At 45.2% G+C, this 15,942-nt stretch carries 15 protein-coding genes; 9 read left to right on the forward strand and 6 right to left on the reverse strand.

Annotated features, from left to right (window positions below; genetic code table 11):
- Positions 1–64: 64 nt before the first annotated feature.
- Positions 65–886, reverse strand: coding sequence for a hypothetical protein (locus tag O3C43_13565; GenBank protein ID MDA1067520.1), 822 nt, complete (start codon positions 884–886; stop codon positions 65–67).
- A 116-nt stretch (positions 887–1,002) separates the two neighbouring features.
- On the opposite strand from O3C43_13565, the gene O3C43_13570 reads away from it, so the two are divergent.
- The 6 genes from O3C43_13570 to pnp all read left to right on the forward strand — a co-directional run bounded on the left by O3C43_13570 (position 1,003) and on the right by pnp (position 8,182).
- Positions 1,003–1,704, forward strand: a complete 702-nt coding sequence (locus tag O3C43_13570) for an HAD-IA family hydrolase (GenBank protein ID MDA1067521.1) — start codon at positions 1,003–1,005, stop codon at positions 1,702–1,704.
- 114 nt (positions 1,705–1,818) lie between these two features.
- A complete protein-coding gene (locus O3C43_13575; GenBank protein ID MDA1067522.1) occupies positions 1,819–2,199 on the forward strand; it encodes a DUF721 domain-containing protein in 381 nt (126 codons plus the stop codon).
- Between the two features lie 202 nt (positions 2,200–2,401).
- The gene (locus O3C43_13580; protein MDA1067523.1) at positions 2,402–4,255 is read left to right on the forward strand and encodes a 2-oxoacid:acceptor oxidoreductase subunit alpha; all 1,854 of its coding nucleotides are present in this window, start codon (positions 2,402–2,404) and stop codon (positions 4,253–4,255) included.
- Between the two features lie 34 nt (positions 4,256–4,289).
- A complete protein-coding gene (locus tag O3C43_13585) occupies positions 4,290–5,315 on the forward strand; it encodes a 2-oxoacid:ferredoxin oxidoreductase subunit beta (protein ID MDA1067524.1) in 1,026 nt (341 codons plus the stop codon).
- Positions 5,316–5,560: 245 nt separating this feature from the next.
- Positions 5,561–5,833, forward strand: a complete 273-nt coding sequence (rpsO, locus tag O3C43_13590; protein MDA1067525.1) for a 30S ribosomal protein S15 — start codon at positions 5,561–5,563, stop codon at positions 5,831–5,833.
- A gap of 174 nt (positions 5,834–6,007) precedes the next feature.
- The gene (pnp, locus tag O3C43_13595) at positions 6,008–8,182 is read left to right on the forward strand and encodes a polyribonucleotide nucleotidyltransferase (protein MDA1067526.1); all 2,175 of its coding nucleotides are present in this window, start codon (positions 6,008–6,010) and stop codon (positions 8,180–8,182) included.
- 94 nt (positions 8,183–8,276) lie between these two features.
- Here pnp and O3C43_13600 read toward each other — a convergent pair whose 3' ends face one another.
- Positions 8,277–8,504: a hypothetical protein gene (locus O3C43_13600; GenBank protein MDA1067527.1), complete on the reverse strand. Its 228-nt coding sequence runs from the start codon at positions 8,502–8,504 to the stop codon at positions 8,277–8,279.
- Between the two features lie 175 nt (positions 8,505–8,679).
- Here O3C43_13600 and surE point away from each other — a divergent pair, with 175 nt between their 5' ends.
- Positions 8,680–9,453, forward strand: coding sequence for a 5'/3'-nucleotidase SurE (surE, locus tag O3C43_13605; GenBank protein ID MDA1067528.1), 774 nt, complete (start codon positions 8,680–8,682; stop codon positions 9,451–9,453).
- A 56-nt stretch (positions 9,454–9,509) separates the two neighbouring features.
- A complete protein-coding gene (locus O3C43_13610) occupies positions 9,510–10,319 on the forward strand; it encodes a glycosyltransferase (protein ID MDA1067529.1) in 810 nt (269 codons plus the stop codon).
- Between the two features lie 80 nt (positions 10,320–10,399).
- Here the strand turns inward: O3C43_13610 and lpdA are convergent, their stop codons facing one another.
- The 4 genes from lpdA to O3C43_13630 all read right to left on the reverse strand — a co-directional run bounded on the left by lpdA (position 10,400) and on the right by O3C43_13630 (position 14,195).
- Entirely contained in the window at positions 10,400–11,800 is a 1,401-nt protein-coding gene (gene lpdA / locus O3C43_13615) for a dihydrolipoyl dehydrogenase (protein MDA1067530.1), read from the reverse strand.
- A 123-nt stretch (positions 11,801–11,923) separates the two neighbouring features.
- A complete protein-coding gene (locus tag O3C43_13620) occupies positions 11,924–12,391 on the reverse strand; it encodes a phage holin family protein (protein MDA1067531.1) in 468 nt (155 codons plus the stop codon).
- Positions 12,392–12,394: 3 nt separating this feature from the next.
- Positions 12,395–12,841, reverse strand: a complete 447-nt coding sequence (locus O3C43_13625) for a hypothetical protein (GenBank protein MDA1067532.1) — start codon at positions 12,839–12,841, stop codon at positions 12,395–12,397.
- A gap of 16 nt (positions 12,842–12,857) precedes the next feature.
- Positions 12,858–14,195, reverse strand: coding sequence for a replication-associated recombination protein A (locus O3C43_13630; GenBank protein ID MDA1067533.1), 1,338 nt, complete (start codon positions 14,193–14,195; stop codon positions 12,858–12,860).
- Positions 14,196–14,301: 106 nt separating this feature from the next.
- On the opposite strand from O3C43_13630, the gene O3C43_13635 reads away from it, so the two are divergent.
- The gene (locus O3C43_13635) at positions 14,302–15,942 is read left to right on the forward strand and encodes a ComEC/Rec2 family competence protein (GenBank protein MDA1067534.1); all 1,641 of its coding nucleotides are present in this window, start codon (positions 14,302–14,304) and stop codon (positions 15,940–15,942) included.

Below are 15,942 nucleotides of genomic sequence, written 5' to 3' on the forward strand. Positions count from 1 at the left end.
CAACGAATCAAATGAATCTAAATTATAACCTAAGCACAACGGGTCTCCATTTTTCGGGGCAATCTCAGATCAACCCGTTTGCTTTTCCAGCAGCCGATTCCAAAGATTCACGGATATCAGCCATCATAGGCGCAGTGAAAAAGTTAAAACGCAGATACAATATATCGCCTTCCAAATAGGTTTCCTCAAATTCAATTCTTTGAGGAGGCAGATATCCTACAGATACCGACAGCTCCCGAACATCGGCTTTCGGTATGAGGTAGGTCTTTAGCACTTTACCTTCAAGTGGATACCAATCAGTTCGAATTTTGCGACCGCTAGTACCTTGCACGATCGCGTTCAGGTAAAAATCGATATCGAAGCGAATACGCTTCTCCAGGATATCTCGTTTAAAAAAAGGCGCAATAAGGCTTTTGACAGATTTTTGATGAATGGACTTGAGCTTCCAACCTACTTTTATTCCGGCGGCAGCGGCAGGAGATTCCTTATCCACGCCAGTCACGTAAACCTGACCTTCAAAATATTTAAGGTTGAGGCCTACATACCCACCTCGCGGATAACGATCCAATGGTTTTGCCGAACTGCTGATTATATTATAGTGAGATAAATCGAGCTCATTGAGCATGTCCTGAAGAAGCGTAACCAAGTCGGTTCGATTCCGCACCTTTCTCAACCTGGACCGATACTCATTTCGAATGGCACCCCAATCCAATCCCCCAAAGGTCTCATCCCAATGGGATTCCTGAACCGTTTCCCAAACCAAATCAAAGGACTGCTCAAATGCTTCTTCTCTGGTTAGGAACCCGAAAGAAACCAGCGGAAAAATAACTGTCCACAGACTCAGCCAGACGAACTTCTGAACATATAATTTAAACTTCCTAAACATTTGTTGTAAAAACACTCCTGATTCGGGCGAAAATATTCAATTCTTTATCATCTAGGAGCTTCCCCTTGAGATTTAATCCCAGAAAATATCGTATTGAAACTAATCTGTTATCTCAAATGAGCTTCAATACTATTCATACTATCAGCTTCGATGCCACCGGAACCTTATTCGATCCTTTTCCTTCGATAGGTGCAATCTACTCAGAAATCCTCCAAGAGCATGGTGTGAGTATTTCGGAACCAGACCTGGAAATGCGCTTTATGGTCGAATTCCATAAATCGAGGAATCTACCAATGAAATCCATAGACGAGACCAGCGAAAAGAATCGTTGGAGATGCGTTCTGGAAAGTATTCTCAAGGAAGACTATTCAGAGGCTATCTTTGATTCCCTATGGGAAACGATGGGACAAGGAAACCGATGGAAAGCAAAACCTATGCTGCGAAGGACCCTGCAAGCGCTTAAGGAAGCTGGATTCCGTCTAGTGGTTGTTTCAAATTGGGATAATCGGCTCTACCGGATTTTGTCCGATTTGAATATCGATGGCTATTTCGACCAGGTGTTTATTTCAACCGAGTTGGGTGCCGAAAAACCATCGGAAGAGGTATTCACCCGTGTTTCCCGCAATTTGGCCGCGGCTCCGCGAACTTTGCTTCATATTGGGAATAGTCCGGCCAATGACTTCAAGCCTGCCATCCGCGCTGGCTGGAATGCGTTATTGCTCCACAACCGGATTCCTCATGGATTGGAACCAGGCAACGTTTTGGGATCTATAGATCAACTACCTGAAGTTCTCAAATCGGAACAAACGGTCAGTTAAAAATACCATTCAGGCAAAAAAGACTTAACAATGAACCCGGAATGATTTCGGTTTCACTGGACAGGTGTGAATACCAGGCCTTAAGAGTGGTCTAGTTTCGAAGAATAAACTGCCATGCCCAAATCCAGCAACTTCAGTCGTAAAACCAACAACTTGATAGCTTCCCTAAGAGGATTGCCCAGAGATAAATCGAGGGCATTTTGGAAAGATGAGAAGGATCTCGACTCGGTAATGGACAGGGTGATTCAGAAGTTTCAAATCACTGAATCGCGCCCCGAAGAAGCCATATTGGCAGACTGGACATCTATTGTCGGAGATCGCAACGCTTCCCATTCGCACCCTCATCGCCTGGATCATGGATTCCGCTTGTACGTGCTGGTAAACAACCCCGTGGTTAAACAGGAAATGCAATTTCATAAAAAAATGATATTGGCCCGGCTCACCAACATTCCCGGGTGTGAGGGAATTCGGGAGATCATTTTTCGGGCGGGATAGCCCCTGAAAAGGTTAAGGCAGATGTAAACCTTGGACAATTACTTCAGCAGTTAATTACAACTCAGCCCGGCAGTATAAATAATTAATTCTGTGACTGTACAGAGTAACAAAATCTTATAGCCATAGATATTGACTATACGGAAATAACCAATTGGATTAACGCGTTTTACACCTTAATTCAATCGCCGCCAAAAAACATCCCATGGGCACTGAGTCCACTTTCGCCGAAGAATTTAAAGAACTAAAGAGTGTCGTAATACGTTTCGCAGGAGATTCCGGAGACGGCATGCAAACCATCGGGGAGCGATTTACGGATAGTAGCGCCGCTTTTGGAAACGACCTGGCTACATTTCCGGATTTTCCAGCGGAAATTCGTGCACCAGCCGGAACCATTCCGGGAGTATCTGCATTCCAGATACAAATTGGAAGTACGGAGATCCTGACAGCGGGCGACTCACCTGATACTTTGATTGCCATGAACCCGGCCGCGCTCAAAGTGCACCTCCGTGATTTGGAAAAGGAAGGCTTGCTGATTGTAAACTCTGCGGCCTTCACTCCAGAGAATCTAAAGATGGCTGGTTATGAATCCAACCCTTTGAAAGACCCGGAGCTAATGGCAAAGTATGAGGTGATCCAGATCGATATCAATCACTTCACTAAAGAGTCTTTAAACGAAACCGAACTGTCTGCGAAGGATAAGCTCCGCTGTAAGAATTTCTTTGCTCTTGGTTACATTTATTGGATTTACAGCCGCCCGATTGATACAACGGTAGAATTTATCAGATCAAAGTGGAGCCGTCGTTCACCCATTTTGGCAGAAGCAAATATCAAGGTTTTGAAGTCCGGTTACTACTTTGGCGAAACCACAGAAACTTCCAGAAACCGTTACATGGTGGCCAAAGCCGAGGTGGAGACAGGGCTTTATAGAAAGATTTCCGGCAACGAAGCTTTGGTTCTTGGATTGATCGCCGGTGCTAAAAAGGCAGATCGAAAATTATTTTATTCCGGTTATCCGATAACTCCTGCCTCTTCGATTCTGGAGATGCTATCCAGTTACAAACATTTTGGCGTTAAGACCCTCCAAGCAGAGGACGAAATTGCCGCCATCGGTGCAGCCATTGGTGCAAGTTTCGTGGGGAGCCTGGGAGTCACTGGAACCAGTGGACCGGGCATGTGTTTAAAGGCGGAATTTATTGGATTGGCCACATCAACCGAATTACCTCTTGTTATTCTAAATATTCAACGCGGAGGACCGAGCACCGGTCTGCCAACCAAGACAGAGCAAAGCGATCTGCTCCAAGCTGTGTATGGTCGCCATAGCGATGCAACTATCCCCGTAATAGCAGCCAACAGCGCTTCCAACTGTTTTGAAACGGCCATTGAAGCCATTCGTATCGCATTAACCTATTCCACACCGGTTATCGTGCTGAGCGACCTTTATATAGCCAACGGCGCCGAACCGTGGAAAATTCCATCCGTTGAATCTATTCCTGAAATAAAGGTGGCGTTTGCAAAAGAAGGTGAGCCTTACAAAACCTTTGCCCGTAACGAAGAAACGCTTGCCCGAACACTGGCAATTCCTGGTCAAAAAGGATTGGAACACAGAATCGGTGGATTGGAAAAAGACGAAGCGGGCAGTGTGAGCTATGATCCGGAAAACCACGAAGAAATGACTCAGATTCGTAATGATAAGATAGCACGCATTGCAAATTCGATTCCGCCAACAAAACTAATTGGTGAAGATTCTGGTAAAGTTCTGGTAGTTGGGTGGGGTGGAACATATGGATCCATCACGGCTGCGGTTAGTGCCATGCAAGCTGAAGGCTTTTCTGTCAGCAGCGCACACCTCACCCACTTACATCCACTCCCGAAGGACCTAAAAGAAATCATGGGACGGTTCGAAAAAGTGATGATTCCTGAATTAAATATGGGGCAACTAAATGTCCTCATTCGTTCGCAGCTTTTGGTAGAAACAATTCCATTCAATAAAGTACAAGGCCAACCATTTAAGGTAAAAGAACTTACCCAAAAGATCCACGAATTGCTTCAAGACTGAAGCACCTACCTGCCCACCTCCAGCATTTCCCGCCATGACTACTGAAATAATAGAAGAAAAACAGACTAAAAAAGATTTTGTAACGCCCAATGACGTTCGTTGGTGCCCCGGTTGCGGAGACTATGCCATTTTGAACTCGCTGCAACGAACGTTGCCAGAGTTGGGCATTCCCAAGGAAAACTATGTGGTGGTGAGTGGCATTGGTTGTTCGAGCCGGTTCCCCTACTATATGAATACCTACGGGTTTCACACGATTCATGGTCGGGCACCCACCGTAACAACTGGAGTAAAAGTTGCGAATCCCGATCTTTCCGTATGGATGATTACCGGAGACGGAGATGGATTAAGCATTGGTGGTAATCATTTGATGCACGTATTGCGTCGTAATGTGAATATCAACATCTTACTGTTCAACAACCGCGTGTATGGTCTGACCAAAGGCCAATATAGCCCCACTTCGCCGGTTGGAACGAAAACCAAAACTACGCCCATGGGTTCTATCGACAACCCTTTGAATCCCATCCTTTTCGCCCTGGGAGCCGAAGCTACTTTTATAGCCAGGACAATTGATACCAACCCGAAGCATATGATGGAGACCTTCAAAGCTGCCCATGAGCACCAGGGAGTTTCATTTGTAGAAATCCTTCAGAACTGCGTGATCTTCAACGACAAGACGTGGGATCCGGTTTATGGGCGCGAAAATCGGGATAACAACCTCCTGCACCTTGAAGATGGTCAACCAATGGTTTTCGGGAAAGAGGAGAAAAAAGGAATTGTATGGAATGGCTCCCAACCGGAAATCATCACATTGGGAGATGCCTCCCCTGAAGAAAAAAATGTGATGATCCATACACCTGACCGGCCGGGCTCCCTATATACCGCGATGCTCGCCGAAATGACCTTCCCGGATTTCCCTACTCCCATTGGCGTACTAAGGAAAGTTGAAAAACCGACCTACGATGCTCAGATCAACCAACAGGTGGATGCAGCAATTGACCAACGTGACGGTAAAGCCGATTTGCAGGAGCTGATTAACGGAGCACATACCTGGACGGTTTAACCGGAATACCAGTCAGCTAAACCTGGGCTGGAATCCCCGAAAACCCTGAGATTTTAAGGTTTCAAATCCAGATAGAAAAACCTTGCCAAGCAAATTGTGCATGCGCATTTTTACGCGCTTACCGTTAGGGTAGAAGCCTCCGACAAGGACTTCTCTCCGCGACACCCATCCGGGAAAACGGTGGATTTGGCTCCGGCTAGGTCCAGGCAATCAAGCCAATCGTCGTGAAAATCCAAATTAACATTATGTCGAAGAATAGCAAAATAGATAAACAACCCATCATTCAGAAGTTTCGCAAAAGCGATGCTGACACCGGATCATCAGAAGTCCAAATCGCTCTATTGAGTGCAAGGATCACACAACTGACCGATCACCTGCGTGTTCACCGGAAAGACTATCACTCCCGTCGTGGACTGATCGCCTTGGCTAGCCGGAGACGCAAACTCCTTGATTACGTAAAGCGGCACGATCTCAACAAATACAAACATATGTTGGAACAGCTCAAGCTACGCCGTTAACCCGTATTCAAACCTACACACATTGTGCATAGAATAGTCTCTGATCTCATACGAGGCAGGCGCATGATTCTTGTACCTATTAGAAGAAAGGCGGGTTCAGTGATCGTAGGCTAATTGCCTCATATCACTAATTCTTGAAAGTCCCCGCCTGTAACACTGAGAAAAAATCATATAATGAAGCAAAAACATTCAGTTACAGTCGACGGACTAGGAATCACAATTTCCACCGGCGATATAGCAAAACAGTCAAGCGGTGCCGTCACCGTTAGTCTTGGGGAAACTACCCTATTCGTATCCGCAACCGTGGCCGAGGAGCTGCGCCCGGACCAAAATTGGTTTCCGCTCACCGTAGATTATCGCGAAAAATACTCAGCCGCAGGTCGTTTTCCTGGTGGCTACTTCAAACGCGAAGGTCGACCAAGCGAGAAGGAAATATTAACCTCCCGCTTATGCGATCGACCACTCCGTCCGTTGTTTCCAAAAGGCTTTTTGAATGAGATCCAAGTTATTGGCATCTTGCTCTCTACCGATCTGGTCAACGATGCCGATATCCTCATGGTTAACGGTGCTTCCGCCGCGATCTTGATTTCTGACATTCCCTGGAATGGCCCAGTAGGTTGTATTCGTTTGGCCCAAATTGATGGTGAGTTTGTCGTCAATCCGACCAATGAACAACAGTGTGACTCGGATCTCGACCTCATTTATGTAGGAACGGAAACCGAAATGCTTATGATCGAAGGTTCTGCCGATCAGATTCCAGAAGCTCGTTTCATTGAAGCACTGGAGTATTCACAAAAAGCTATCCAACCGATCATCGCTTCTCAAAGAGAATTGGCGAAGTTAGCCGGCAAAGAAAAACGTGAATTTGCTCTTTATAATGTAACAGACGAAAACTTGAAGATCGTGCGCGATCTTATCGGTGACCGCCTGAAAGCGGCCGTCTACACCTCCAAAAAGACGGAGCGTCGCGCAGCGGTTAAGGCTTTGAAAGAAGAAGCTGAGGCAGCACTGATCGAAGCTAACGCCGAGGGAGAATACGACAAAAACCAACTGAGTATTGCCATGGAAATCCTGCAAGAAGAAGTCTACCGAAGCGGTATTCTTGCGGATAAGACACGCGCTGACGGACGAGCTCCTTTGGACCTTCGCAAAATCACTTGTGACGTAGACATACTTCCAACGGTACACGGTTCTGCCATGTTTTCACGGGGTGAAACACAAACGCTTGGATTACTAACCTTGGGCGGAATGAGCGATGCTCAATCACTGGATGCCATTACTGGAGGAAGCAAAGAAAAGTCATTCATACTTCATTACAATTTCCCTCCCTATTCGGTCGGTGAAACAGGGCGCTTTGGCATTCCTGGTCGCCGTGAAATTGGGCATGGAGCATTGGCAGAACGTTCCCTTCTACCCGTAATTCCTGCGGAAGAAGAGTTCCCCTACTCTGTCCGAATCGTTTCTGAAATCATGGAATCCAACGGTTCCACCTCGATGGCTTCTGTTTGTGCAGGTTGTTTGGCCCTTATGGACGCAGGCGTTCCGATCATTGCTCCTGTCGCAGGCATTTCAACCGGACTTGTAACAGAAAAAAATGAAGCCGGTGAATACACGAAGAAGATCGTACTGGTCGACATCATAGGTGACGAAGACCATTTCGGAGACATGGATTTTAAGATCTGTGGCACTCGTGAAGGTATTACGGGCTTCCAGCTCGACTTGAAAATTAATGGTCTACCACACGACACCATGGTTGAGGCGGTAAAAGAGTCTTTCGATGCTCGTATGAAGATTCTGGACGCCATGGCGGAAGCCATGCCCCAGGCCCGGGCTGAAGTGAAAGAAAATGCACCTCGCATCCAGACCATTCAAATCGATCCTGAAAAGATCGGTCTCCTCATCGGACCTGGCGGAAAGAACATTCGCAGGATGACTGAGGTATCTGGAGCAAATATTGAAATCGATAGCGACAACAGCGGAAAGGTCTACATTTACAGTAACAACAAACAATCGCTTGAAATTGCGTTTAACGAAATCAAGATGCTTACGGCTGAGATTGAGGTTGGCGCGATTTACCGGGGAACTGTTAAATCTGTAAAAGATTTCGGCGTATTCGTTGAAGCGCTTCCAGGAAAGGAAGGTCTGGTTCACATTTCTGAACTGGCCGACTTCCGCGTTAACAAAACAGAAGATGTTGCCAAATTGGGCGACGAAATCTGGGTGAAATGCATAGGTATCGACGACAAAGGTCGCGTAAAGCTAAGCCGAAAGGCAGCCATGGCTGAGCGCGAAGCTGCATCAGAAGAACCAGCGGGAGTAGCCGCGGAGGATGAGTCTGAAAACTCATAACTGAAAGCAATCCATTTAGGAAAAAAAGCCCGCTATTTTAGCGGGCTTTTTTTATTGATCGAGGAGCTAGCAGAAATAGTTCAGATCCAATGCTTTAAACTTTCAGTTTCTTGATTTTGATAAAGCGACAGAGCCGGTCAGATTTTGCCTCTTCAAATATCTGATCAAGTAACTCATCTTTGGAACCGACAAAAAGGGGTAATGGCATTTCAAAGTCGTCTGAAGGAACGGTTTGGTCTTGTAGCATGGTTCCAGAAAACAAACACACAAAAGATGTGGATAGAATCAGGAAGCGATTGTTAAAAGAAAACGACTTTGGCATTTCCTTTTAGAGAAGAGGTAAAACAACAATAATCAATGGATAACGTGCACCTGACCCCCAATTTAGGTATTACCCCTATAGTGTTTATCAGGGTTAACGGAAGAATTGGCTGAAATAGATATAAATCATTGCAGTTGAAATCGTGTGAATGTCTTTTACCTACAAAACTTCCTTTATGACAGAACCCACATTTCTAGTAACTAATGACGATGGAATCCATGTCTATTTCATTCACGCATTGGTGAAAGCACTCTCCAATTATGGTACCACTTATGTTGCTGCCCCGGCAGATGAACAGAGTTGGGTCGGGAGGAAAGTATCGCGAACAGGAGAAGTAAAAGTTTGGCCTTATACTGGAATCGAAGGGATAAAAGGCTGGCAAGTAGAAGGTACTCCCAGTGACGCTATCAATATTGCACTGAGCCACCTACTTCCTGTTAAACCAGATGTGGTCGTGTCGGGTATCAATGTGGGATGGAATGCCATGTTACCCATCTTGTATAGCTCAGGAACAGTAGCTGGAGCTTTAGAAGGGGCAAGCTGGGGTTTGCCAGGCATCGCTCTATCAATCCATCTGGAGGGAACCGATTTCGATTTAGTTAAAAACGATTCCGTCAATCCGTCAGAATCGATTAAAAATCGAATCGATATTGCAGCGGAACTTGGAGCGAAATTTGCTTCCGAGAAAGTAGGTGAAGTTAATAAAAGTAACCTCGTTTATAATGTTAATTTTCCGACTCACCCCAAGCCCGATACACCTTGGATCCTGACGCAACCAGGACACATCAAACTAGGTGCCTTGTTCCGTGAAACGGAGGCAGGCACTTTCACTTTTCATTATAATGAAGACACTGAAAGAACCTCGCCCAATGGCCTTCCTTCAGATTTCGAAGTGTTCTCACAGGGTAACATTAGTCTGTCCAAGCTAAACTTTAACAACTTAAGTTAAAGTTCGATTTTGATCACAGCATGCGATTAGCGTTTTGAAAAATCTATTATCTGAGAATGAAAATATCAGTGATTATTACTGCTTACGGAGCACCTCAAGTTTTGAAGCGCGTTTTGACGGGTTACCTGAATCAAAAACAGCAACCACATGAGATAATAATTGCCGAAGATGCTGAAGCATTAAACCTGAAAGAAATAGTTCCATCAAACCTCAAACGAAACCAGAAGTTTGTTCATGTTACTCAACCGGACTCCGGTTACCGTAGGTCTTTGATTTTAAATAAGGCGATTGTAGCGAGTGAAGGTGACTACCTTATTCTAACAGACTCAGATTGTATTCCTCATAAACACTTCGTCAAAGACCATGCCAGCTACGCAAAGCCCAATCAATATCTCCTCGGGGCAAGATCGTATGTGAAAGAAGAAGTGCTTGATGATTTTAACACCACATTTTTTGCCCGCCTTTCACAGTCACTTAAAGGAAACCTTTACCCGAAGAAAGTTGCGTTCAGAATACCCTTTGTAAATTGGGACTCCAATACATCCGCATTGGGTGCCAACATGTCGTTTTGGAAAAACGACCTGATCGAGGTGAATGGATTTGATAATGAATTCATAGGTTGGGGCCATGAAGATATGGAATTACTGGACCGACTTAAGATCTCAGGGCTCACCGAAAAGTTTCTTCATCAACAATGTATTCTTTATCACCTGAATCATCCCATTCTTTCGAAGAGCAACGATTTGATCAATACAGAGCGATGGAATGAATCGAAAGCTCAAGGACTCAAAAGGTCAAAAAATGGATTGGATCAGTTTTTATCCAGTGAAAAAGATTCACTTATTCACCAGACCTTTGTGCATTGATATTCTGATACGCCTTTTAGCTGTGCTTTGGCTAAACTGGGGCACCCGAACCTAGTTTAACTAATCTAAACTAACAGATCCTAGATGTGGATCGCTTCATTATGCGTAGCAGCTGCGGCTTCCATCAAAGCTTCACTTAAGGTAGGATGAGCATGGATCGTCTCCTGGATTTCCGATGGAGTAGCCTCCAGTTCCATCGCGAGCGCATACTCCGCAATCAGTTCGGTAGCATCCGCTCCAATAATGTGAACGCCAAGAATTTCACCATCCGTTTCAGAGGATAACACTTTTACAAAACCTTCCGAGGCATTTGAAGCTACCGCCTTGCCAGAAGCAGCGAATGGAAACTTGCCAATCTTGTAAGCGACGCCTTCGGCTTTGAGTGCTTGTTCTGTTTTCCCTATACTCGCAACTTGAGGTAAACAATAGGTACAACCGGGAAATAATCCAACTCGTTTAGGTTCTCCAGCCCCAAACATACCATTAACCGCTTGAATGGCTTCGTAAGTTGCTACGTGCGCCAACCAAGGCGGACCAATAATATCACCCGCGGCATAGATGCCTTCTACGTTGGTTGCGTAACGATCATTAACTGTCAAATACCCGCGATCTTGATTGAGCTTGATTTTTGAGGAAAGTGCACCTTCCAAGTTTGGAACAACTCCAATAGCGGATAAAACGGCATCTACTTTAATTGGAGTGATCTTGTCTCCTTTTACCAAATCGGCAGTCACCCCGGTTTTAGTCACTTTTACATTATCGACTTTGGTTCCGAGATGAACACTCACGCCTTGTTTCTTAAAAGAGCGTCCAAGCAGCTTCGCCACTTCTTCATCTTCTACTGGAAGCACCTGGTCGAGAACTTCCACCAAGGTGACCTCTGTCCCCAAAGCGTTGTAGAAATAGGCGAACTCAACCCCGATGGCTCCTGCCCCAATTATTAAAATACTTCCCGGTTGCTTCTTTTGTGCGAGAGCCTCGCGTGAAGTCATCACACGCTCACCATCGAGCTTCAAGCCAGGGAAAGGACGCATTTTGCAACCGGTCGCCAGTAATATATTTTTAGCCTTAAGAAATTTTCCTTTATCAGGGCCGTCTTTGATTTCCACCATACCAGGCACGTTAACCTGACCGGTTCCACGAAAGTGATCTACTTTGTTTTTCTTGAAGAGAAACTCGATACCCGTCGCCATCTGTTCAGCTACTTTGCGCGATCGTGAGACAATTTTCTCGAAATCAAATCCTACTGATTCAGCACTCAATCCAAAGTCGGAAGCATGGAGCATTTTTTGGTAGAGTTCAGCGCTTTTCAACAACGCTTTGGATGGGATACATCCCCAATTCAAGCATGTGCCACCTGGTCGCTCCATTTCAACACAGGCAACTTTTTTACCCAGCTGGCCAGCACGAATGGCGCCTGCATAACCTGCAGGGCCACCTCCGATAACTACTAAATCGTATTCACTTGTTACTTCTTCCATAGCTTTAAAATGATGAAGGCAGAGACAATCTATTCCCTTTTGGAATTATACAAGTGAGAAACCGGAATGCACTTTCTCTCAATTTAAAACTGAATAGCACCCAAAATGTCGCGATTCCAATCTTCAAACGTCGATCACGTCGTCGTCCAGTTTACCACGATATTCTTTAGCACCTCCCGCAACTCTTGGAGCACGAGTATGCGTTCGCTGCACAGTGATTTTTGGCTTACTCAACAAAATATTTACGAGCATAGTCGTCAGGCTTACTACAAAAGCACCCCAGAAGGCAGCCCCGAATCCCAAGACATGGAATCCAGGAACAAGGTAGCCGGCCAGCGCAAATATCACGGCATTAATCAACAGGATGCCGAGCCCCAAAGTCATCATTATAAAGGGTAACCCAAATAGGACGAGAATCGGTTTAAGAAACACGTTGAAGAGTGAGATAAAAAGGACTGCGAGTATCAAACTTGAGATAGACTCGAAGCGAATTCCATCATTCAGAAATGAGGCAATTGCTACACCGGCAGCTATCAAAAGCCATTGTTTCAATAAAATCCGGAAATCAAGCGGCCTTCTGTTTATTTTCATTATTTAGCTCTTAGGTAATGGAGTTACCGTCACCTCTTCAACCGTATGTTGATTATATTGTATATTAAATGCTTCACCAACTTTGTCATCTTCTCCCTTAAAGAGACGTCCGTTTATTTTAAGAAGATGGGGCTTTTTAATCAACTTTGAGCTTTTTAAAGAAATACCGTCTCCGGTTGATTGGATAACCATCCGAATACTCGATTTACCTTTGGGATTCACCGTCATAACACCGCGGGTAAAAACGTTCTCAATCTCGTGATGATCTTTATCGAGCAGCTTAAAGATCATTTGAATACCGACCATTTCAACATGGAGGTAGGTATTATCGGACCGTTTAATGAAATAACCCTTAAGAGTTTCCGACTCCGTGGAGTCCTTCGCGTAGGATAGTTGAGATCCAAAAAGTAGACCAAGCAGTAAAAAGATGCTCCAGATGCGTGTTTTCATAAATATATGGGAGTTTCTATTGAGTTTGAGTCTTTAGCTGCTCTTTCAGTTCCCTCCAATAGCGAAGTCGTTCTAATATAAATTTTTCACGACCTGATTCACCGGCTGTATAAAATTGTTTGGGATTCTCCATATAGTCCTGCCCTGAAACCGCTTCAGGAAAATCGTGGCTATACTGGTATCCTGCTCCCTGCCCCATGCTCTTGGAGACCTTGCTATGACTATCTTGCAACCAGATCGGAACACTCTGAAGCGGATTGTCTTTTATTTCTTTTTTTACATTACCAAGTGCGGTCGTTGCAGAATTACTTTTCGGAGCAGTAGCCAGGTAGATTACGGCATGGGCTAAATTGAGTTCGCATTCCGGCTGACCGACAAACTCGCAGGCTTCTTTGGCGGCAACTGCCAGAGGCAACGCCATCGGATCGGCCAAACCCACGTCTTCACTAGCCAGAATAACCAATCTCCGTGCAATGAATCGTGGATCCTCCCCCCCTGCTAACATTTTTGCCATCCAGTAAAGAGCCGCATCAGGATCTCCACCTCGCATACTTTTGATAAACGCTGATGCCGTATTGTAATGTTCGTCTTCATCTGCGTCATAACGAATCTGTCTTTCGCTGGCGAAAGCCTCTAGATCCTCCGAAGAAAGCACATGCCCCTGTTCAACACTTTCAACAAGGACCTCAAGCGCATTCAAAGCTCGTCGTAAGTCGCCGTCGCACAATTTGGCGAGCGAGAGAAGCAACTCGTAATCGGCTTTAACGCGTCTTTCGCCCAATCCCCTTTCATCATCTTTCAGCGCACGTTCCAAAGCCAAAGCCACCTCCTCTTTGGTCAAAGGCTCTAATTTAAAAAGATGACTCCGGCTAACCAGCGGGGGAATAATGTAGAATCCTGGATTATGGGTCGTTGCACCTATCAGTCGGATATTTCCCTCCTCAACATCCGGTAAGAGCAGATCCTGTTGCGCTTTGTTAAACCGATGGAGTTCATCAATAAAGAGGACCGTTCGAGCCGAGGGATTACTGCGCGCTGATAACAGAATTTGCTTTAATTCCGCAGCATTTGATAGAACAGCGTTGATCTGGATGAAATGGCTTTGAGTTTCCTGAGCGATCACACGTGCAAATGTGGTTTTTCCACAACCCGGAGGACCCCAGAAGAGTAAACTGCCAAACCGGTCCGATTGAATGAGCTTGGGCAGCAGGGCACCATCCTTTAATAGATGCTGTTGACCAATAATTTCTCCCAACAATCGAGGCCGCATCCGCGCAGCCAGCGGTTTAAAGGCATGGTCGACCTGACTTTTTGAGCCGGTCTCAAAGAAGGAAGCCTGAAAGGAATCTGCCATTTTGAAAAGTGTTAGCACCAGGACCGTATACCTGCAAACCAAAGATAGTCAGGACCTGAAATAGAAAGTGTTTTACACTATCCACCAAATTCCAATCCTTAAGGAAATGTCCGTCACCTCCTATAGAGCTCCTCTCCTTTGGCTCCTAATACCAATGATCGGTGGCTATACCATGGGACATTTCCTACCACCTTTACCTGTACTACCCACCCTACTTTTAGCATTTATCTGCCTGGCCATTGCCTTCTGGGTAAGCCGAAAAAGAGCAAATTTGGGTAGACAGGATTATTGGGCGTATTTCATGATATTAGGAGTATCCGTCGCCTCACTACTTTATTATCAGCAGAACAGACAGTTTCCCGAGCTATGGAATCATTTACCACCGCGAGAAGCATTCCTTGAACTGAAAGTTAAGCAGCTATATGCCAGCAACGATCCTGAAATTATCAGTGGACTGGCTACTGTAATTAAAACCGAAGCACACCTTAATCCACTTTTAAACTATCCCATCTATTTTTCTGCCAATGGTGAAGACCACCAAATTGACCGAGGAGATAGCCTGCAGTTAAGAGGAGTCTTAAATTACCTTCCTTCAAAAGAGGATCATTCACTCTTTGAACAATACTTAATCGGACAATCAATTTCACTTACACTCACGAGGGCATACCTCACAGAAACTCCAGAGAAAGGAAATCTGTTCGAACAATTGATCGGAAGTTTAAGAAGCAAAGCCATAAACACCCTCCAGATTGATCTATCTGATTACCCTGAGGAGCTCTCCATTTATCGCGGAATGCTGCTGGGCATAAAAGGAGAACTCAGTGCGGAGAATAAAGAAATATTTCTTAAAACCGGCACCCTTCACCTTTTTGCTATTAGCGGATTACACATAGGAATAATTGCAATTACAGTAGCTAGTATCTTTCTCGTATTGAGAGTCCCAAGACGAATATCAGTTATCTTGGGCATTGGTCTCGTTTATCTTTATGTTGAAATCACGGGGGCAAGCCCATCAGCAGTTCGAGCTTTCGCCATGACTGCATTTTTCTGGATCGGGAAATCGCTAATCCGCCAAATGCCACCGTTTCAAGCGCTCGTGGCTTCTGCGGTAGCAGTCCTCATTGTCTCACCGACCCAACTGTTCTCAGCCGGATTTCAATTATCCTACACGGTTGTCTCTGGCATTTTGCTTTGGGGAATACCGCTCTACCAATCATTGCGCGAATCCTGGCATGCCAGGATTCCACAAAAACAGGTTGAATTATCTAAAGGCCGTGCGTTCTTAAACAAGTCCTTGGAAATCATTGGAGGTACCTTTTGTATCAGCCTTTCAGCAACCCTGGCAAGTGCCCCATTAAGTATTCTATATTTCGGAATCCTGGCCCCATTTGCAGTGTTTCTAAATATGGTCTTAATTCCCATGGCCTCATTAGTTATTATCGCAGGTTTGTTTTCTATCATCGGGAGCTTGTTCTTCTTACCTACTGTTTCAGGTTTTTTAAATCACGGACCATTGCTGTTGATCCAGATCATGGATGGATTGCTGGGGAACGCTTCCCGCTTGCCGAACACTTTTGTAAATACCACTTGGGCGACTAATAGCTTAGGTATAGCTACGGTCATACTTTTTCTGGGAAGTCTTTTGTTTGTTCATAGTTCAAGTTGGCGCAAACGATGGAAATTTGCCTTTCCGATTGTCATCACAGTTGGAATGATCTTAGTAAATAGCCTGATACCACACACATGA

Source organism: Verrucomicrobiota bacterium, from assembly GCA_027622555.1.
In the GTDB taxonomy this organism is placed as follows: Bacteria; Verrucomicrobiota; Verrucomicrobiia; order Opitutales; family UBA2995; genus UBA2995.

Coding starts and splice junctions, on each gene's coding strand:
- O3C43_13585 (MDA1067524.1), top strand. CDS start 4,290: ATGACTACTGAAATAATAGAAGAAAAACAGACTAAAAAAGATTTTGTA.
- O3C43_13625 (MDA1067532.1), bottom strand. CDS start 12,841: ATGAAAACACGCATCTGGAGCATCTTTTTACTGCTTGGTCTACTTTTT.
- pnp (MDA1067526.1), top strand. CDS start 6,008: ATGAAGCAAAAACATTCAGTTACAGTCGACGGACTAGGAATCACAATT.
- O3C43_13635 (MDA1067534.1), top strand. CDS start 14,302: ATGTCCGTCACCTCCTATAGAGCTCCTCTCCTTTGGCTCCTAATACCA.
- rpsO (MDA1067525.1), top strand. CDS start 5,561: ATGTCGAAGAATAGCAAAATAGATAAACAACCCATCATTCAGAAGTTT.
- O3C43_13570 (MDA1067521.1), top strand. CDS start 1,003: ATGAGCTTCAATACTATTCATACTATCAGCTTCGATGCCACCGGAACC.
- O3C43_13565 (MDA1067520.1), bottom strand. CDS start 886: ATGTTTAGGAAGTTTAAATTATATGTTCAGAAGTTCGTCTGGCTGAGT.
- O3C43_13580 (MDA1067523.1), top strand. CDS start 2,402: ATGGGCACTGAGTCCACTTTCGCCGAAGAATTTAAAGAACTAAAGAGT.
- O3C43_13600 (MDA1067527.1), bottom strand. CDS start 8,504: ATGCCAAAGTCGTTTTCTTTTAACAATCGCTTCCTGATTCTATCCACA.
- O3C43_13610 (MDA1067529.1), top strand. CDS start 9,510: ATGAAAATATCAGTGATTATTACTGCTTACGGAGCACCTCAAGTTTTG.
- lpdA (MDA1067530.1), bottom strand. CDS start 11,800: ATGGAAGAAGTAACAAGTGAATACGATTTAGTAGTTATCGGAGGTGGC.
- surE (MDA1067528.1), top strand. CDS start 8,680: ATGACAGAACCCACATTTCTAGTAACTAATGACGATGGAATCCATGTC.
- O3C43_13620 (MDA1067531.1), bottom strand. CDS start 12,391: ATGAAAATAAACAGAAGGCCGCTTGATTTCCGGATTTTATTGAAACAA.
- O3C43_13575 (MDA1067522.1), top strand. CDS start 1,819: ATGCCCAAATCCAGCAACTTCAGTCGTAAAACCAACAACTTGATAGCT.
- O3C43_13630 (MDA1067533.1), bottom strand. CDS start 14,195: ATGGCAGATTCCTTTCAGGCTTCCTTCTTTGAGACCGGCTCAAAAAGT.